The sequence below is a fragment of the Halococcus sediminicola genome (assembly GCF_000755245.1).
Lineage (GTDB): Archaea > Halobacteriota > Halobacteria > Halobacteriales > Halococcaceae > Halococcus > Halococcus sediminicola.
On sequence record NZ_BBMP01000008.1, the window covers coordinates 11,656 to 30,178 of the forward strand.

Annotated in this window: 19 protein-coding genes; 8 read left to right on the forward strand and 11 right to left on the reverse strand. The window is 67.0% G+C overall.

From position 1 onward, the window contains the following. Positions 1 to 15 precede the first annotated feature (15 nt). From ACP97_RS06310 to dapA, 6 genes are read right to left on the reverse strand one after another with little or no spacing between them, the layout of a single operon-like run. Positions 16 to 1,110: a M20 family metallopeptidase gene (locus ACP97_RS06310; RefSeq protein WP_049996998.1), complete on the reverse strand. Its 1,095-nt coding sequence runs from the start codon at positions 1,108 to 1,110 to the stop codon at positions 16 to 18. Beyond that, on the reverse strand, positions 1,110 to 1,967 hold the full coding sequence (gene dapF / locus ACP97_RS06315) for a diaminopimelate epimerase (RefSeq protein WP_049996999.1): 858 nt from the start codon (positions 1,965 to 1,967) through the stop codon (positions 1,110 to 1,112). The genes ACP97_RS06310 and dapF overlap by 1 nt, the downstream gene beginning before the upstream one ends. Continuing rightward, complete coding sequence (lysA, locus tag ACP97_RS06320; RefSeq protein ID WP_049997000.1) at positions 1,964 to 3,211, reverse strand: diaminopimelate decarboxylase; 1,248 nt, start codon at positions 3,209 to 3,211, stop codon at positions 1,964 to 1,966. The genes dapF and lysA overlap by 4 nt, the downstream gene beginning before the upstream one ends. Continuing rightward, the gene (locus ACP97_RS06325; protein ID WP_049997001.1) at positions 3,208 to 4,035 is read right to left on the reverse strand and encodes a 2,3,4,5-tetrahydropyridine-2,6-dicarboxylate N-succinyltransferase; all 828 of its coding nucleotides are present in this window, start codon (positions 4,033 to 4,035) and stop codon (positions 3,208 to 3,210) included. Before ACP97_RS06325 ends, lysA begins: the two co-directional genes overlap by 4 nt. Next, positions 4,032 to 4,796, reverse strand: a complete 765-nt coding sequence (dapB, locus tag ACP97_RS06330) for a 4-hydroxy-tetrahydrodipicolinate reductase (protein ID WP_079977570.1) — start codon at positions 4,794 to 4,796, stop codon at positions 4,032 to 4,034. Before dapB ends, ACP97_RS06325 begins: the two co-directional genes overlap by 4 nt. Then, complete coding sequence (gene dapA / locus ACP97_RS06335; RefSeq protein ID WP_049997002.1) at positions 4,793 to 5,701, reverse strand: 4-hydroxy-tetrahydrodipicolinate synthase; 909 nt, start codon at positions 5,699 to 5,701, stop codon at positions 4,793 to 4,795. Before dapA ends, dapB begins: the two co-directional genes overlap by 4 nt. A 279-nt stretch (positions 5,702 to 5,980) precedes the next feature. Between dapA and ACP97_RS06340 the strand changes: the two genes are divergently transcribed. After that, positions 5,981 to 6,481 carry a LabA-like NYN domain-containing protein gene (locus ACP97_RS06340; RefSeq protein ID WP_049997003.1) on the forward strand — a complete coding sequence of 167 codons (501 nt, stop codon included), beginning with the start codon at positions 5,981 to 5,983 and terminating at the stop codon, positions 6,479 to 6,481. Here the strand turns inward: ACP97_RS06340 and ACP97_RS06345 are convergent. Beyond that, a complete protein-coding gene (locus tag ACP97_RS06345) occupies positions 6,478 to 6,663 on the reverse strand; it encodes a hypothetical protein (RefSeq protein ID WP_049997004.1) in 186 nt (61 codons plus the stop codon). The genes ACP97_RS06340 and ACP97_RS06345 overlap by 4 nt on opposite strands. A 90-nt stretch (positions 6,664 to 6,753) precedes the next feature. On the opposite strand from ACP97_RS06345, the gene ACP97_RS06350 reads away from it, so the two are divergent. Continuing rightward, positions 6,754 to 7,215: a PUA domain-containing protein gene (locus ACP97_RS06350; protein ID WP_049997005.1), complete on the forward strand. Its 462-nt coding sequence runs from the start codon at positions 6,754 to 6,756 to the stop codon at positions 7,213 to 7,215. Between the two features lie 5 nt (positions 7,216 to 7,220). Here ACP97_RS06350 and pan1 read toward each other — a convergent pair whose 3' ends face one another. After that, positions 7,221 to 8,432: a proteasome-activating nucleotidase Pan1 gene (gene pan1, locus ACP97_RS06355; RefSeq protein ID WP_049997006.1), complete on the reverse strand. Its 1,212-nt coding sequence runs from the start codon at positions 8,430 to 8,432 to the stop codon at positions 7,221 to 7,223. A 74-nt stretch (positions 8,433 to 8,506) separates the two neighbouring features. Further along, complete coding sequence (locus ACP97_RS06360; protein ID WP_049997007.1) at positions 8,507 to 9,724, reverse strand: cytochrome P450; 1,218 nt, start codon at positions 9,722 to 9,724, stop codon at positions 8,507 to 8,509. A 173-nt stretch (positions 9,725 to 9,897) separates the two neighbouring features. On the opposite strand from ACP97_RS06360, the gene ACP97_RS06365 reads away from it, so the two are divergent. The 5 genes from ACP97_RS06365 (at position 9,898) to ACP97_RS06385 (ending at position 15,737) form a co-directional block, all read left to right on the forward strand. Beyond that, entirely contained in the window at positions 9,898 to 10,902 is a 1,005-nt protein-coding gene (locus tag ACP97_RS06365) for a transcription initiation factor IIB (protein ID WP_049997034.1), read from the forward strand. Between the two features lie 53 nt (positions 10,903 to 10,955). Further along, entirely contained in the window at positions 10,956 to 11,645 is a 690-nt protein-coding gene (locus ACP97_RS06370) for a metal-dependent transcriptional regulator (protein WP_049997008.1), read from the forward strand. 65 nt (positions 11,646 to 11,710) lie between these two features. Further along, on the forward strand, positions 11,711 to 12,847 hold the full coding sequence (locus ACP97_RS06375) for a thiamine ABC transporter substrate-binding protein (RefSeq protein WP_049997009.1): 1,137 nt from the start codon (positions 11,711 to 11,713) through the stop codon (positions 12,845 to 12,847). Continuing rightward, positions 12,820 to 14,631, forward strand: coding sequence for an ABC transporter permease (locus tag ACP97_RS06380; RefSeq protein ID WP_049997010.1), 1,812 nt, complete (start codon positions 12,820 to 12,822; stop codon positions 14,629 to 14,631). Before ACP97_RS06375 ends, ACP97_RS06380 begins: the two co-directional genes overlap by 28 nt. Further along, positions 14,619 to 15,737 (forward strand): ABC transporter ATP-binding protein, encoded by a 1,119-nt coding sequence (locus tag ACP97_RS06385; RefSeq protein WP_049997011.1) that lies wholly within the window; start codon positions 14,619 to 14,621, stop codon positions 15,735 to 15,737. The genes ACP97_RS06380 and ACP97_RS06385 overlap by 13 nt, the downstream gene beginning before the upstream one ends. Before the next feature lie 9 nt (positions 15,738 to 15,746). Here ACP97_RS06385 and ACP97_RS06390 read toward each other — a convergent pair whose 3' ends face one another. Beyond that, positions 15,747 to 16,403 (reverse strand): nucleotidyltransferase family protein, encoded by a 657-nt coding sequence (locus tag ACP97_RS06390; protein ID WP_049997012.1) that lies wholly within the window; start codon positions 16,401 to 16,403, stop codon positions 15,747 to 15,749. Beyond that, a complete protein-coding gene (locus tag ACP97_RS06395) occupies positions 16,400 to 17,593 on the reverse strand; it encodes a molybdopterin molybdotransferase MoeA (protein ID WP_049997013.1) in 1,194 nt (397 codons plus the stop codon). Before ACP97_RS06395 ends, ACP97_RS06390 begins: the two co-directional genes overlap by 4 nt. Before the next feature lie 105 nt (positions 17,594 to 17,698). Between ACP97_RS06395 and ACP97_RS06400 the strand changes: the two genes are divergently transcribed. After that, positions 17,699 to 18,466: a hypothetical protein gene (locus ACP97_RS06400; protein WP_237561110.1), complete on the forward strand. Its 768-nt coding sequence runs from the start codon at positions 17,699 to 17,701 to the stop codon at positions 18,464 to 18,466. The last annotated feature ends 57 nt before the right edge of the window (positions 18,467 to 18,523 follow it).

Below are 18,523 nucleotides of genomic sequence, written 5' to 3' on the forward strand. Positions count from 1 at the left end.
TCGACCGCCGCGTTCTTAAGTCCCAGTCTCCCGGAAGAGCGACGCGAGCACGTCGCCGAGCAGTTCGCCCGCGCGCTCGACCTCTGGAAGACGGACGTACTCGCGCTCGGCGTGGGCCACCGGACCGTCCGCGTCGGCGAGGACACCCGGCCCGAATACGACTGTGGGGGCCTCGGGGGCGAAATACGACGCCTCGGTCGCGGCGGTGAACGGACGTGTCTCACACTCAGCATTCCGAAACGCTTCCACTACCGCCGAATCGGACGGTGTCTCGAAGGCCTCCAAGAACGGCGTCTCGCGCTCGGTCAGCGCGAACGACACGGGCGAGTCCAGCCGTTCGCGGAGGTATTCGTCGAGCGCACGCTCGAACTCCATCGCCGTCTCGGGCGGCACGCTCCGCCGGTCGACGACGATGTCGCAGCCGGCGGGCACCCGATTGGTCGCCGTTCCACCCTCGACGACCGTCGGGGTGAGCGTCGGCTCGCCGAGGTCGGGGTGGGCCGCGAGCGTCTCGGAGTGCTCGCCGAATTCGGCGAGCGCTCCGATGACGGGCGCAGCCGATTCGATGGCATTCTCGCCAGTGTGCGGTTCGGCGGCGTGTGCGCTCTCGCCGTCGATCGTCACCGCGCCCTCGAAACGCCCCTTTCCAGCGGTACAGACGTCCAGCCCTGTGGGTTCGCCGACGATGACCGCATCGCCGCGCGCTCCGTCGAGGCCGAGTCCGGGAACGAGCGCCGCCGCCCCCGTCGAGTAGGTCTCCTCGTCCGGCGTCACCGCGAGCGTGAGCCGTCCCCGATCGGGCTCGCAGTCGAGAAACGCCGCCATCATCGCCGCGAGTGGTCCCTTTGCATCGCAGGCCCCCCGGCCGTGGAGTACGTCATCGTCCCGCTCGGCGGGCACGTGCGGCACGACCGTATCGAGATGGGTGTTCAGGACGATGTGCGGCCCGCTGCTGCCGCGCGTCGCCAGCACGCTTCCCCCGTCGTCGACGGTCGGCTCGACGCCGTGTTCGGCGAGTCGGTCGCACAGCAGCGCGCGCATCGGGTCGATGTCCTCGTGTGAGGGAGTCTCGACGGCCGTTTCGAGGAACGCGATCGGATCGAATCCCATCAGTCGCCCGCGGCCTCGTCGGTTTCGACAGTCGGCGACGGCCCTCTCGAAACGCGCCCCGCGAACTCCCGTTCCGTGGGGCCGGCGAGCGTCGCACCGCGGTCGGTAAACCGAACCGCTAACCGGCCGCCCGGCGGATGCACGTCGATGGAGTCGTGCTCGGTGAGATCGAGTTCGCGCGCGACCGCCGCGACTGCCACCGCGCCGGTGCCACACGAGCGCGTCTCGCCCTCGACGCCGCGCTCGTAGGTGCGCTGGTCGAAGCCATCCCCACGAGGACTGGCGAGCGTGACGTTCGCGCCACGCGGGAAGCGGTCGGCGTGGCGTACCGGCGGCGCGAGCGTTGCGAGGTCGGTGGTCGCAACGTCGTCGACGAACGCCACGGCGTGGGGCACGCCCGTATCGACTGCCGTCACGGACAGGTCCCCGACCGACCCCTCGACCAGTGACTCGTCGCCGGCGAGCGGCACGGCTTCGGGCGCGAACGTCGGACTTCCCATCTCGATGGTCACCTCGTCACCGACGGTCGCGCGCCGGGTGCCCGCCTGCGTGTCGACCATCACAGTCTCGGTATCGGTGCGCTCGGCCGCCCACGCCGCCGCACAGCGCGCGCCGTTGCCGCACATCGGCGCGGTCGAGCCGTCGGGCTGGACGAGCGTCATCACCACGCGCGGCGAGGCATAGCCCGTTTCGAGCGCGAGGAAGAGCACGCCGTCGGCCCCCGTCCGCTCGCCGACCGCGAGCCCCGTCTCGCCGTCACAGAACTCGATCGCGAGCCGCCGCCGGTCGGCGACGGGTTCGCTCGCGTCGATGATGAAGAAGTCGTTGCCAGTCCCGTGGTATTTCTCGACGTTCATGATTCGAGCCTCCCGAGGTCCGCAACCGTCTCGCGGCGCACGCACAGTTCGGAATCCGCTCCATCGAGCGCGACGACCGCCGGCCGGGGCCGGGCGTTGTAGGTGTTCGCCATCTCGTAGCCGTACGCGCCGGCGTTGCCGATTCCCAGCAGATTGCCGCGCTCCGGCGCGGGTAGCTCACGGTCGCGCCCGAGCACGTCGCTCGACTCGCAGACTGGCCCGGTGACGGTCGCTGCGACCGTTTCTCGCCCCTCGGCATCCGGCACGAGCGAGCGGATTTCGTGGAAAGCGTCGTAGAGCGCCGGGCGGGCGAGGGTGGTCATCCCGGCATCGACGCCGACCACGGTCGTCTCGGGTGTCGGCTTCACGGTGTTCACACGGGCAAGGAGCACGCCCGCGTCCGCGACGCAATACCGACCCGGCTCGATGCCCAGTCGGGCGTCCGCAGTGAACGCCTCGCGGGTCGCGCGAGCCAAAGCGTGGATATCGAGCGGCGGTTCGGATTCACGATAGGGAACCCCGAACCCGCCGCCGACGCTCACGGCGTCGAGAGCGATGCCCGCATCGGCGATGTCGCCAGCGAGTTCGCTCACCCGCTCGACCAGCGCGCGGTGGGCCGCGAGGTCCTCGGCGTCGAGGATGCCGCTGCCGGCGTGGGCGTGGATTCCCGCGACCGTGAATCCCCTCTCGTCGGCGTCGACGACCGCCTCCCGCGCCCGTCCGGCTGGAATCCCGAACTTCGGGTCGGTGCCCGTCCGCACCTTCGCGTGGTGACCCGCGCCGATAGCGGGATTAACGCGCACATAGACTGTGCCCGACCAGCCGCGCTCTTCGAGCCTGTCGAGCGTGTCGAGCGCGCCGATTGTGATGGTGATCTCGTTGTCGTCGGCATATTCGACCACTCTGTCGAGGTCCCTCGCCGGTGGATTGACGGCCGTGTAGCGCACGTCGGAAAACTCCGCCTCGCCCGCACGGACGACCTCGCCCGCCGAAGCGCATTCGGCCCCGAAACCCGTCTCGGCAATCGTTTCAAGTACCGACTTTCGGGAGTTCGCCTTCACCGCGTAGTCGATATCGGCGTCCGGGAACGCCTCTCGGAGGCGTGCGGCGTTCTCGCGTACGCGCTCGACGTCGACGACGTACAGCGGCGTCTCGTACTCATCGGCGAGGTCGCGCAGGCGCGCAGCCGACCAGTCGCCGAGCCGTCGAACTGGTGGGTTCGTCGCTACGGCAGCACTCGTCATCGAAGCGCCTCCTCGCGCTCGGTCGCCTCCAGCGTTCTGTCCTCGACGGCCGTCGCCACCACCGCCGGCTTGTACGCCCCGCCGTCGAAGAGGTCGTGCTCGCCAATCGAGGACTCGACGAAGCGGGTGAACGCGCGACGCTCCGGTGGCAGATGGCCGTAGACGACCTCCTCATCGACGAGGTCGTAGACCGGAATCCGCGGCGTGAGCAGCGTGTTCTCGCCGACCACCGAGTCGTGGCCGACGACGAACCCCGAGGTAACGCGACAGCCAGCACCCAACGAGACGCCCTCTTCGACGATCACGGGCGTGTTCTCGACGGGTTCGAGCACGCCGCCGATAAGTGTGTTCGCACCCAGTTTGACGTCCGCGCCGACCTGCGCACACGACCCGATCGTGTCACAGGAATCGACGAGTGTGCCGTCGCCGACGTGTGCGCCCGCGTTGACGAAGCTCGGACTCATCATGATCGCGTCGTCGCCGACGTACGCGCCGCGCCGCACGACCGTCCCGTCGGGCGTATTTCTGGTACCGCGCTCGCCGAGCTCACCGGTGGAACGGAGCGGAAGCACGTCGTGATAAGCCACGCCGCCGTACTCTCTCCGTTGGGTTTCGCGCAGACTGAAATTGAGCAGGATGCCCTGCTTGACCCACTCGTTGGCCACCCATCCGTCGCTATCCTGCTCGGCAGCACGCACCTCGCCCGCTTCGAGCGCGTCGAGGAATTCGTCGAGCGTCGCGCGCTCGTCCGTACCGGCGTCGCTCGTCGTCAATCCATCCTCCGAACGCTCCCACAGACTCTCGATATCGGACTGGAGACTCATGCGAGCACCTCCTCGAACTCGTAACGTCCGGGGTCGCGCCCGGCGAGCCAGATCGCCGCATCGAGCGCGCCCGAGGCGAACACTCCTCGACTTTCTGCGCGATGGGTGAACGTGAGCACCTCGTCGTTGCCCGCAAAGAGCACCTCGTGTTCGCCACGGATGCCACCCGCGCGGCGGACGTGAACGCCGATCTCGTCGTCGGCACGTGGCTGGTCACCCTCGCGGCCGTAGGTTCGGTCGTGTTCCCGTTCGCTCGCCGCGTCGATACCGTCGAGCAGCGTCGCCGCCGTCCCGCTCGGTGCGTCACGCTTGCGATTGTGATGAGTTTCGGTCATCTCGATGTCGTAGTCCGAAAGCGTCCCCGTGACGTCGGCGAGTGCCTCGCCAAGCGCGTGGACCCCCTGCGAGAAGTTCGTCGCCCACAGCAGGGGGACCCGCTCGGCGCTCTCGCGGAGCGCCGTGCGTTCGTCTGCGTCGAAGCCCGTGGTTCCGGTGACGAAGCTGACGCCCGCCTCCGCACAGGCCGCGGCGTACTCAGTAGTCGAGGCGGGACCGGTGAAATCGACTACCGCGTCGGGGGTGTGCTCGGCGAGCAGCGTGGGCAGGTCGGCCGCCGCGCGCACCTGCTGGCCGGCGACGCGCTCGTCGTCGGGCGAGCGATTGACCGCGAAACGCACGTCCACATCCTCGCGGTCGGCGGCCGTCTCCACTACTGTCGTTCCCATCGTGCCCGTTGCACCCGTGACGCCGACTGCCGTCACCGTTCGGCCTCCAGTAGCTGCTCGGATTCGAGGTCGTCGAGGATTTCTTGAAGTTCCTCGCGGTGCTCGGCGGAGAGCCGCGAGAGCGGCGTGCGCATGCTGGGGCTCGTATGCCCTCGCATCGACAGCGCCTCCTTCAGCGGGATGGGGTTGGTCTCCCAGAACAGTGCTCGAAAGAGCGGTCCGAGTTCGTGATGGCGCTCGCGTGCAGTTGCGAAATCTCCGTCGAGCGCCGCGTGGACCATCTCGCTCACCCGTCGGGGTTCGACGTTCGCCGCGACGCTGATGGTGCCACGCCCACCGGCCGCGAGTGTCGGCAGCGTGAGCGCGTCCTCGCCCGATAGAACTGCGAACGCCGCCTCGCGCGTGCGCTCTACGAGTTCGCTCAACCGGCCGAGGTCGCTGCTCGCGGACTTGTAGCCGGCGATATTGGGGTGGTCGGCGAGCGCCGCCGCGGTGTCGATCTCGATGCTCCTGCCCGTGCGCCCGGGCACGTTGTAGATCACTTGGGGGAGATCGATGGCGTCGGCGATCGTTCGGTAGTGCTCTTCCATTCCGGCGGGTTCGGGCTTGTTGTAGTACGGCGAAATCAGGAGGAGGGCGTCCGCACCCGCATCCCGCGTGCGCTCGGCGAGAGCGAGTGCCTCACGGGTCGCGTTCGAGCCAGCGCCCGCGATCACGGGGATCGAGACCGTTTCGACTACTGTTTCGACGACCGAAACGTGTTCGTCGTGCGAGAGGGTCGCGCTCTCGCCGGTGGTGCCGACGGGGACCAGCCCGTCGACGCCCGCCCGTTCGAGTCGTCGGGCTTCCGCGCGGAGTCGGTCGAAATCGATGCTGTCGTCCGATGCAAATGGCGTGACCATCGCGGGGAACACGCCGTCGAGGTCGATGTCGTGTGTCATGGTGGGTCGTGTCGCTACTCGGTGGGCTGTGCGCTCGAAAACGGCACGCGACGGGAGCGCTACGCCCGCCGCGCACCACACGCCGGGCGTTTTGTGTCCGCGCGAGCAGGAGTGCCACACCCGAGACTCGCCGTCCGAGCCTGCTGGGGTGTAGCGCCTCGCATACCCGACCCACTGCGCCCGGCACACTTATCGGTTGCGTCGTGTGCGATACCTGCCGGGCGCGACGACTCGTTTCGGTGACGAAACGCTTTAGCGGGCGGTCCGAGGAGTGCCGGCATGTCGAACGTCGTGCACTCGGCCCAGCGCGTCGCGGTGCTGGTCGACTCCCAGAACCTCTATCACACCACGCAAAGCGTGTATTCGCGCAACATCGACTACGCCGAACTCCTCGACGAGGCCGTCGACGGACGTGAACTCACTCGCGCCATCGCGTACGTCATTCAGGCGAACTCACCCGACGAGGACAGTTTCTTCGAGGCGCTCGAGAACATCGGCTTCGAGACCAAGATCAAGGAGATCAAGACCCACGCCGACGGCTCCAAGACGGCCGACTGGGACGTCGGGATGATCCTCGATGCGGTGACGCTCGCGCCCCATCTCGACAGCATCGTCATCTGTACGGGCGACGGCGACTTCTCTCGGCTCTGTTCACACCTGCGCCACGCGGGCGTCCGCGTCGAGGCGATGGCCTTCGGCGAATCGACCTCGGAAGAACTCGTCGGTGCCGCCGACGCCTTCACCGACCTCTCGGAGCGTTCCGAGCGCTTCTTACTCTAAACCGTTCCTTCCGAGGTGCCGATGAGCAACGAGCCGACGGCCATCGCGAGCGCGGCGACGACGGCGAGCGGGACCGGCACCGCGAAACCGAGGGTCGTGGCGGGAAACGCGAACAGAAGGATGATTATCGCCCCGATGATCAAGAGCACGCCGCCCGCACCGATCTGTGTCCGTTCGTCCATGACTGCTCCTGTGACCCACGGGATATAAATGGCTTCGAAAGCCCCGCGCCGGATGGTCGCCCTTTTGCCGGCCACCACCCGAACGGGGACATGAACGACGTCGCACGGCTACGCACGGTCGCCGACTACCAGTTCGGCGCGGGGGCCGGACGGGCACTGTTTCCCGAAAACGGGACGTTCACGGTGCGGCGCTCGCGGACCGGCCGGCCACAGCAGGTCTTCGCCGACGGCGAGCGCCTCGTTTCCTATGGTACTGACGGCCGCTTCACGCTCGGTCTCGCGGGCGGCGAACGACTTCGAACGACACTCGCCGCGCCACGGGGACGGGTCGTCGTCGGCGCGGAGAGCGATCCCTTCGTCAGGGAAGGCAAGAACGCCTTTGCGAAGTTCGTCCGCGAGAGTGATCCGGCCATCAGACCCGGCGACGCGGTCTGTATCGTCGACCCGGACGACGACCTCCTCGGTGTCGGACGGGCAGAACTGTCGGCGACGGCGATGGCGGACTTTTCGACTGGTGTCGCCGTCAAGACGCGCGAGGGAGCCGAAAAATAGAGGTTTCAGGCGAACGTCTTCGAGACCTCGTCGCTGTCCTCGTCGGTATCGATCTTCGCCCACGCCTCGTGGAAGTCCTCCATCCGCACCTCGGTCCGGTCGTCGCGGATGGCGAACATCCCGGCTTCGGTACAGATGGCCTTGATGTCCGCGCCGCTGGCCTCGGCGATGTCCGCCGCGAGCTGCTCGAATTCGACGTCGTCGGCGAGGTTCATCCCGCGCGTGTGGATCTCGAAGATTTTCTCGCGACCCTCGGCGTTCGGCTTGGGCACCTCGATGAGTCGGTCGAACCGGCCGGGACGGAGGATCGCTCTGTCGAGCATATCGAAGCGGTTCGTCGCGGCGATGATGCGGATGTCGCCGCGCTCCTCGAACCCGTCCATCTCCGAGAGGAGCTGCATCATCGTTCGCTGGACCTCGGCGTCGCCGGAGGTCTTCGAGTCCGTTCGCTTGGAGGCGATGGCGTCGATCTCGTCGATGAAGATGACCGCTGGCTCGTGCTCGCGGGCGACCTCGAAGAGGTCGCGGACGAGTTTCGCGCCCTCGCCGATGAACTTGTGAACCAGCTCGGAGCCGGCCATCTTGATGAAGGTCGCATCGGTCTGGTTGGCGACGGCCTTGGCGAGCATCGTCTTGCCCGTGCCCGGTGGACCGTGTAGCAGGACGCCAGAGGGTGGCTCGATGCCCACGTCGGTGAACATCTCCGGCGATTCGAGCGGTAGCTCGACGGTCTCTCGAACCTCGTTCATCTGCTCTTCGAGACCGCCGATGTCCTCGTAATGCACGCCCGGACTCTCCTGAACCTCCATCACGCGCGCTCGGACGTCGGTCTCGTCCGAGAGGTCGGTGACGATTGAGAGGGAGTTGTTCACCGCCACCCGGGAGCCGGGTTCGATCCCCTCGCGGGTCTCGTCGGTGACCTCGGTGAGCGCTTCCTGGTTGTTGCCGTGCTGTTTGATGATGACGCCGTCGTCGGTCATCTCTTGGACGGTGGCGACGAACAGCGGCGACTGCTTGAGCTTCTTGTTCTCGTGGGTGAGCCGCTCGAGTTTCTGTCGGTACTTGTTGTTCTCGGCGTTCGCATCGAGCAGTTTGTCACGCATCTCCTCGTTTTGGCTGTCGAGGATGTCGATGCGGTCTTCGAGCGATGCGATCTTCTCCTGTTGTGAGGCTTCGGTGTCGTATGGTTGGTCGACGTCGTCCACCGTATCGGTCATTGCCCGCGATAGGGCGCACTTTCATAAGAGCGTTCGGGTCGCCACGACCGTCCGGCCCGCGCGATGGCCGCGGCTCAGCGCCCCTCGTAGCGGATCGGCAGCGACTCGACGCCGTAGATGAACGAACTGCGCGTCGGCGAGAGGTCCGCATCCGCGAGCGCCAGCCCGTCGAGCGAGAGGATCTCGGAGAGCGCGACCCGCGCTTCGAGGCGGGCCAGCGGCGCGCCGAGACAGTAGTGGGTGCCGTGGCCGAAGCCGAGATGGCCGGTCGGCGCGCGGTCGACGGCGAACTCGTCGGCGTTCTCGAAGGCGCGCCCGTCGCGGTTCGCCGAGCCGAGCCACGCCACGACGCGGTCGCCCTCTTCGATGGTCGCGTCGCCGAGACTCACGTCGCTGCGCGCGACGCGGGTCATCGCCTGCACGGGTGCCCGATAGCGAAGCACCTCTTCGATGGCCGTGCCGATGGCGTTCTCGTCGCCCGCCAACTCGGAAAGGAGGTCCTGATTGCCGAAACAGCGCACGGCGTTCGTGATGAGGTTCGTCGTGGTGATGTTGCCGGCGATCAGTAACAACATACACATCCCGAGCGCCTCCTCCTGTGGAAGTTTGCTGCCATCGGATAGCTCGGCGGTCGCGATCGTCGAGAGGAGGTCGTCGCGAGGCTCCTCGCGGCGCTGCTGGATGAGATCGAGGAAGTACATCGCCATCTCGCGCTGGCTCTGCTGTTGGCGCTCGGCCGTCTCCTCGTCGCTCGCCGCGGCGACGAGCGAATCGGACCACTCCTTGAACTGCGCGCGGTCCTCGACGGGGACCCCCAGTAGCTCGGCGATGACGATGACCGGGAACGGGTAGGACAGTTCCTCGACGAGGTCCATCTCGCCGTCGTTGGCCGCGAGCGCGTCGTCCATGAGGTCGGCCATGAGTTCGCGCAGGCGTGGCTCCAGCTCGGCGACCGTCCGCGGGCTGAAGGCGTCGTCGACGATCTCCCGGAGGTCGTCGTGGCGCGGCGGATCCTGAAACAGCATCGTGTCGAGGATGAGACCCCCTCCCTCACCCTCGGGTTCGACGAAATCGCTCGCGGTGCGCGGGTTCACCGAGAACGTCTCGTCGTCGCTGATGACTCGTTTGACGTCGGCGTGCCGGAAAACGTCCCACGAGCCGCGTGCAGCGTCGTAGCGGACGGGTGATTCCTCGCGCATCTCGCGGTACCAATCGAACGGTTCGAGCCACGCGTCGGGTTCGGAGAGTGCCTCGGGGAACGCCTGTAATCCCTGCGGGTCTGCGGAACTCATCGCCTGTTAGTAGCTGCCTACTGACTATCAATCTTTCCCGCCGTTCGAACCGTGATTTTCGCCCGATGGCGGCGGAGGGTTTAAATACTGGCATCCCTTACCCATCATTGTCGAAGACTCCGTTGTACCGTCAGTCAACCCACCCATCCGAGCACGCGCTCACCCACCCGATATTGGAAGGCACTACACACATCCGACAGCGAGAACCGAGCGAACAGGACGAACGAGCCACCGAGGACGTCACCACCGACGAGACCGAGCGGGTCTGTCCCGAGTGTGGTGGCCGACTGGTCGAGGATTCGGCCCACGGCGAGACCACCTGCGCGGAGTGCGGGCTGGTCGTCTCCGCCGAGGAAATCGACCACGGTCCCGAGTGGCGCGCGTTCGATAGCGCCGAGCGCGACCGGAAGAAACGCACCGGCGCACCAACCACGAAGATGATGCACGACAAGGGGCTGTCGAGCCAGATCGGCTGGCAGAACAAGGACGCCTACGGCAACGCCCTGAGTTCGCGCAAGCGCCAGCAGATGCAGCGTCTCAGGACGTGGGACGAACGCTTTCGCACCCGCGACTCGAAAGAACGCAACCTCAAGCAGGCACTCGGCGAGATCGAGCGCATGGCCTCCGCACTGGGGGTCCCGAAGGACGTCCGCGAGACCGCCTCGGTCATCTACCGCCGCGCGCTCGCCGAGGACCTGTTGCCTGGGCGCTCCATCGAGGGCGTCGCGACGGCCGCACTCTATGCGGGCATCCGACAGACGGGTCTCCCGCGAAGCGTCGAGGAGGTCGGGGCGGTCGCGCGCGTCGACGAGATGGAGTTCAAGCGCGCCTACCGCTACATCAATCAGGAACTCGACCTCGAAATCGGCCCGCCGAACCCCAAACAGTACGTCTCGCGGTTCGCGTCCGATCTCGACGTGAGCGAGGAGACCGAACGCCGGGCGCGCGAACTGCTCAACGCCGCCGAGGCACAGGCCGTCCATAGCGGCAAGAGTCCCGTCGGGCTGGCCGGTGCGGCGCTCTACGCCGCCGGCATCCTCACTAACCGCAAACTCACCCAAGACGACGTCAGCGAGGTCGCCGAAGTCAGCAACGTCACCATCAGAAACCGCTACCACGAACTGATGGAGGTCGCCGAGGACACCGACGCCAACGGCCCGTCCGCGGCGGCCGCCTAGAGCCACACGCGGTCGACAGCAACCGTTTAGTGGTTCCGAAGCAAGGTTCGAGTATGCCGAGCGCGAAGGCCGAGGACTACCTCAAGGCGATCTATCAGCTCCGGGAGGGCGAGGAGCCGGTCGCCACCTCGACCGTCGCCGAGGCGCTCGACGTCACGGCTCCGACCGTCACGGCGACGATGAAGCGCCTCGAAGGGCACGGTCTCGTCGAACGCGAGGAGTACAAAGGTGTGCGTCTCACCGAGGAGGGCGAACTGGTCGCGCTCGAAACCATCCGCCACCACCGCCTGCTCGAACTGTTCCTCGCCGAGCATCTGAACTACGACTGGGCCGAAGTCCACGACGAGGCCGATAGGTTGGAACACCACATCAGCGAGCGCCTCGAAACCGAACTCGCCGCGACCCTCGGCGACCCGAGCGCCGACCCCCACGGAGCGCCGATTCCGAACGAGAAGTTGGAACCGACCGAAGCCGACGACGAGCCGCTCACCGAATACGAGGAAGGCGAGACGCTGGTCGTCACGCAGGTCGCCGACAGCGACCCCGACGTGCTCTCGTATCTCGCCGACGCCGGTATCCGGCCCGGCACCCGCCTCACGATCCGCGAGATCGCGCCGTTCGGGATGCTCACCGTCGCACCCGAAGAGCACGACGAAACCGTCTCGTTACCGGCCGAAATCGCCGCCGAGGTTCGTGTGCAAGCGGGCGAGCGCCCGGAAGACGAACCGGCGACCGCCGACTGATTCCCGCTGAACTCGGGGACTCCGTGACGACAGTTTTAATTGCCACTCGGTGAAATCACTCGGTAATGAAACGGCGAGGGTTCCTCCAGCGGACGAGCGCCGGGGTCGCTGGAGTGGCGCTGCTCGCGGGCTGTACGGGCACCGATAGCGGGAACGATGGCTCCGGAGCCGGCGGTTCTGGAACCACCGACGGGTCGGCAAGCGATAGCACGGCGACCACCGGAACTCCGTCGCCGAGCGGCACGTTGCGGGTCGCCACCTACTCGTCGTTCACGGGCGAGGGGACGGCCGGAAACTGGCTCAAAGCCGCCTTCGAACGGGAGTTTTCGGGAACGACCGTCGAGTTCGTCACCCCCGAAAACGGCGTCAACCAGTACGTCCAGCGCGCCGCGCAGGGCGCACCGATCGACGCCGACCTCTATGTGGGCTTGAACACGGCCGAACTCGTTCGCGCGCGGAAGACGCTCGACGAACCGCTCTTCCGGTCGGTCGGAAAGCGTCTCGACGGTGCCGAGAGGGTCAAAGAGGCGCTGCGCATCGACCCGCAGGAGCGTGCCGTGCCCTACGACACGGGCTACATCTCGCTGGTCTATGACGAAAACGCGGTCGAGGGGCCGAAAACGTTCGATTCGCTCCTCGAATCGCGCTACGAGAACAAACTCATCACCGAAAACGCCCAACAATCGGACCCCGGGCGCGCATTCTTGCTCTGGTCGATCATCACGCAGGGCGAGAAGCACTACCTCGACTACTGGAAGCAACTGCTCGACAACGGCGTCAAGGTGCTCACGGACTGGGAGCCGGCCTATCAGGCGTACTCGAACGGCGAGGCCCCGATGGTCGTCTCGTACTCGACCGATCAGGTGTACTACCACGGCCCGGACGTCGACATGGCGAAACATCGGATCGGCTTCCTCAACGGGCAGGGCTACGCCAACCCTGAGACGATGGCGCTCTTTGCCGACGCCGAGAACCCACGGCTCGCCCGGCGGTTCATGGAGTTCGTGCTCACCGAGAAAGCCCAGTCGAAGATCGCCGTCAAGAACGTGCAGTTTCCCGCTGTGCGGGGTGTCACGCCAAGCGAGGAGTTCGCGAAGTACGCCAAGGAACCACCCGAGGCGGTCACGCACTCCTACGACGAACTCGCGGGCAACGTCGAGACGTGGGTCGAGGAATGGTCGCGGCTGGTCGCAAGCGCGTGAACACCCGGCGCTGGGCTGAACGGCTCGTTTTGCCGGCTGCGTTCGCACTGACTGTGGGGGTGCTGGCGGTCGTCTTCTACTATCCCGTTTTGAGCGTGCTGCGCGAGGCGGTCGTCCGGGCCGGTTCGCTGACGGCCGCCCCGCTGCTCGACGTTCTGGGTGATCCCTTCTACATTGGCGCTGCCCACTCGCTGTTCACCGCGCCGCTTTCGGTGCCGGCCGGCGTGAGCGAGTGGATTCGAGCCGGATTCCCATCCGTCGGGTTCGGCTTGTTCGGGTTCACCGCCTATCAGGCATTCCTCTCGACGCTGGCGAGCGTTCTCATCGGGTTGCCGGGCGCGTACCTGCTCGCGCGCTTCGAGTTCCGCGGCCGACAGACGCTGCGCTCGCTAACCATTCTCCCCTTCGTGCTGCCGTCCATCATGGTCGCGGTCGGCTTCCTCGCCATGTTCGGCCAGAACGGCCTGCTCAACGATGTCCTTGGAGCGCTCGGTCTCGGGCAGGTGAACGTGCTGTTCACGCTCGAAATCATCGTGCTCGCCCACGCCTTCTACAACGCGCCGCTCGTGACGCGGCTGGTGACGACTGCGTGGGAGAGCGTCGATGCCCGGCGCGTCGAGACCGCCCGCGCGCTCGGTGCCGGTCCGTTCCGTGCGTTTCGTGACGTGGTAGTTCCCCACCTCGTTCCCGCGCTGCTGACCGCCGCACTGCTCACGTTCATCTTTACTTTTCTGTCCTTCCCCATCGTGCTGGCCCTTGGGGGACTTCGGCTTGCGACCGTCGAGGTCTGGCTCTACGCCCGCGTACAGGACCTCGAACTCGCCGAGGCTGCGACCCTCGGGACCATCGAGACGGTGCTGTCGCTCGCGCTCACCTACCTGTATCTCCGCTACGAGGCCCGACAGACGGCCGCGAGCAGCGCCATCGCACTCGCGCGCCGACCGCTCTCGCTGGGCTGGGCCACCCTCCGCGACCCGGTTCGGCTGGGTCTCGCACTCTACGGAGTCGGGGTGCTCGTGCTGTTCGTCGGCCCGCTTGCGAGCATGGTCATCGAGAGCGTCACCGGTCCCGGCGGGTTGACGAGTGCGTACTACGAGTTCCTCCTCAACCAGCAGGCGACGACGGCCGCCGGCACGACGAAACCCCTGCCGGCGATCGTGAACTCGCTCGCCTTCGGCGTCGGAACCCTCGTGCTCGCGGTGCCGATGGGCGTCGTCGTCTCGGTGATGGCGGCACGGGGCGGAACTGGCTCGCGGGTGGCCGAGACGCTGATGAGCGCGCCGCTCGCCGTCAGCGGCGTCGTCGTCGGGCTGGGACTGCTCCAGACGCTCGTCTTCGGCACCACGATACTGGGCTATCGGTTCACCGCCGGCGGCGCGCTCGCCATCGTGCTAGCCCACGCGGTCGCGGCCTACCCGTTCGTGACGCGAAACGTCGCCCCGGCGCTCTCCAGTGTCGATTCCCAGCTCGTGGACTCGGCGCGCTCGCTCGGTGCGAGCCGGTTCCGTGCCCTGCTCGATATCGAACTCCCCCTCGTGTGGACGGCGGTGCTCGCCGGCGGTGCGTTCGCCTTCGCCATCTCGATCGGCGAGTTCGACACGACGGTCTTACTCGCCGAGGGCGTCGAGAGCTACACGATGCCGGTCGCGCTCGAACGGTATATCGGGAATCGCTCGCTCGGGCCGAGCCTCGGCCCGGCGACCGCGATGGGCACAGTTCTCTTGCTGGTGACGGCCGCGAGCTTTCTGGTCATCGAGCGCCTCGGCGGGCGGTGGGAGCCGTGACCGACACCGGAACCACAGCACCGTCCGGCGTCGAACTCGAAAATATTACTGTGGAATTCGGCGGCGTCACCGCGCTCGACGACGTCTCGATAGCGGTCGCCGAGGGCGAGTTCTTCACGCTCGTCGGTCCCTCTGGCTGTGGGAAGACCACCACGCTCCGAGCCGTCGCTGGCTTCGAGACGCCGACCGCCGGCGAGATCCACATCGACGGCGAGCGAGTCACGGACCTCGCGCCCGAACAGCGCGACGTCGGCGTCGTCTTCCAACACTACGCCCTGTTCCCTCACATGACCGTCCGCGAGAACGTCGCCTACGGGCTTCGCTTCCGCGACTCACCCGACAATCTCTCGAACCGTGAACGGGTCGACGAACTGCTCGCGCTGGTCGATATGGAGGGGATGGGCGAGCGCGAGCCGACACAACTTTCGGGTGGTCAACAGCAACGCATCGCGCTCGCGCGGGCGCTGGCTCCCGGTCCCGATGTCCTCCTGCTCGACGAACCGCTGTCGGCGCTCGACGCACGCCTCCGCGAACGCCTCCGAGTGACCATCCGTGAGATCCAGCAGGAACTGGAAATCACGACGATCTACGTCACCCACGACCAGAGCGAGGCGCTCGCCATCAGCGACCGTGTTGCCGTCGTCGACGATGGAACCATCGAACAGGTCGCCACCCCCGAAACCGTCTATCGAAACCCGAGTTCCCGGTTTGTCGCGGCGTTCGTTGGCGAGAACAACCTCCTCGATGGCGAGGTGACGTCGGCGACCCCACCGCGTGCGACTGTCGAGGGCGTCGCCATCGCGCTTCCCGAAACGGCGTCGCTCGCCGTCGGCCAGTCGGTGACGCTCTGTGTGCGCCCCGAGGTGATTGCCTTCGGCGAGGAAAACGACGATTCTCGACCGACGAATGAATCGCACGAAAGCGGGACGACGCTGACGGCAACCGTCGAACACCGCGAGTTCCTCGGCGACGCCTACCGGGCACACTGCTCGTGGAACGGCCAGTCGCTACTGGTCAAAACCGATGGTCGCGACCCACCCGACGGCACCGTTCGGTTGCGTATCGACGCGGCGGACGTCCACCTGCTCGCGAGCGAAGTGCACTGACTCTCGAACTCACTCCCGCCGAGTGCGTTCGAGATCCTCGCGCGTGTCGATGTCCGTGACTGTCCCCGCGTCGTCGGTTTCGAGCAGCGCACCGTCGCTGTCGAGGAGGATTCTCCGCCCGCCGACGTCGCCATCGACCGAGCGGAGCGCGTCGAAATGTCTCGCCCCGAATAGGACAGGGTTGCCGCGCTGGCCCTCGAAAACGGGAGCCACGGCGTCGGCCACGCCCCCCTGAAAGGTACCGACGAGCAGGTCGACGGTCGCGCTGTCGACGAACGGCATGTCGCCGGGAAGGAAGACTGCCGCGTCCACACCGCTCCCGGCGGCCGCACGCGCACCGCGCTCGACCGATGTCGACAATCCCCGTTCGTAGGCATCGTTCTCGACGAACTCGACGTCGAGGTCGGCGAGCGCGTCGCGGACGGCGCTCGACTGGTGGCCGAGCACGGCGACGATGCCCGACACTCGTGAGTCACGCAGCGTGCGGGCGGCGCGCCGGACGAGCGGCGCGCCGTCGATCTCGGCGAGGAGTTTGTTTCGCTCGCCGAAGCGCGTGCTCCCGCCCGCCGCGAGCAACACGCCGAGCACAGTCGAATCGCATCCCGAGCGCTCCGAAAGCGCCTCCCTGACTGTACTTTCGTCGATGTGGCGCAACGCCTCGCTCATTCGAGCACCCGATAGGGAACGACTTTCACCGACTCACCGGCGTCGAGCGAGTGCTCGGCGAGGACGATACCATCGGCCGTCGTGACGCGCGTGTTCGCGGAGACGAGACCGGGCGCGAACCGTTCGTCGTAGATCCGGAGCGCCGACTCGGCGTGACCCAGCGGAACGGCCACATCGTCGTCGAGGACGACCGGCACCGCGTATTCGAGGCCGTCGTCAGGGAGTTCGACGCGGTGGGAGAGCGCTGCGGCGATGGAGGGAAGCCGCTGCTCGCCGGTGAAGAACGGACGGGCGACGAGCACGGCGGCGGTGTGAGCCGCGAGGGGCTTGCCCGGAAAGCCGATGGCGAGCGCGCCGTCGACGACCGCCGCCATTACGGGTCGCCCGGGGCGGAGGCGCACGCTCTCGAAGAGGGGGTCGTGTGCGCCGAGCACCGTGGCGACGTGGTCGGCGCTGCCGACGCTCGTGCCGCCGGTCGTGAGCACTACGTCGTAGTCCTCGGCGGCGCTCTCGATGGCGTGGCGCACAGTCTCGGAATCGTCGGGCACGCTTTCGAGGACGGTCGGCTCGTGGCCCCACTCCCGGACGAGTCCGGCCAGAAACGCCGAATCGCGATCGGGCTGGCGACCCTCGTGAATCTCGGTGCCGGTCGCCACGATAGCCACCGAAAACCGCTCGTGGACGTTTACCTGATCGATGCCGACGTCGCACAACAGCGCCGCGTGCCGAGGCGCGAGTCGCGTCCCGGCCTCGAACAGCACCTCGCCCGCCCGTGCCGTGCCGCCACGCGGCGAGACGTTCGTTCCCGGCGCGAGTTCCGGTCCCGACACGTGATCGTTCTCCACGGTGGCGTCCTCGCGTTTCAGCACCGCATCGGTCCGGGCGGGCAGCGGTGCACCGGTGGCGATCCGCGCGGCCTCGCCGGCATCGAGTTCGGGGGGAGCGTCCTCGGGAAACACTTCACGGACCACCGCCGGCGATTCGTCGTCGGTTGCGACGGCGAAGCCGTCCATCGTCGCGTAGTCGTGCGGCGGTACGTCCTCGGGCGCGCGCACGTCCGTGGCGAGCGTGCGCCCGGCGAGCGCGTCGATGATCACGTCCTCGGTCGAAAGTGCATCGAGCGCCGCCGTGCGGCGGACGAGCAGCCGCTCGACCGCATCCGTGCGGGTGAGCGATTCCATTCGGCTCATATCGGGGACGGGGCGAGCACGACCATATCGCTTCGCCCTCCGGTGTGCTGATCGAGGCGATTATCGACCGACAGTATATCAACGGGCCCACTCGAAACGCGCTCGATGGTCGGAGGGACGGCTCTCGCGGTGTCTGTCGACGGCGAGACGTCGCCGGTACTCGTCGTCGGGCTGGCGGTTGCTCTCGTGATGGTTCACCTCGGTGCCGGTCGGGTGGGACTGACCGGGCGGATTCCGCGGAGCGGCTGGCTCTCCTTCGCCGGCGGGACGTCCATCGCGTACGTGTTCGTCCACCTCCTGCCGGAACTCGAAGCCGGCGGCCGGGAGATAGCACCGGTCCGCGAGGCCCTTCCGTCGTTTCTCGAATACCACGTCTATCTCGTCGCCCTCGTCGGCTTCGTCGTCTTCTATGGGTTGGAGCGGTTCGTCACGCGGGCACGAGCGGGCGACGAGACAGCGCCCGACGGCGTATCGGGCGATGGCGTGTTCTGGATTCACGTCGGCTCGTTCGCCCTCTACAACGCGCTCGTGGGCTACTCGCTCTACGAGCGCGAGACCGCTCTGGCGGCGGTCCTGTTCGCGGTTGCGATGGGGTTTCACTTCGTCGTGAACGACGCCGGGTTCCGTCGGGACGACGAGGCACGATACCATCGAATCGGGCGGTGGGTGCTCGCCGGTGCCGTCCTCGGCGGAGCGCTGGTCGGGACCGTCGTCAGCGTCGACCGGGCGCTGCTCGCCGTCGTCAATGCATTTCTCGGTGGTGGCGTCATTCTGAACGTCATCAAGGAAGAACTCCCCGAGGAACGCGAGAGCCGTTTCGTGGCGTTCGCCGCCGGAGCAGCGGTCTACGCCGCTGTCCTCCTCGTCGTCTGATGGCTCCCAATCGAATCCCTTGATGGGCTAGCACCATCGCCACCGTCATCGGCACTC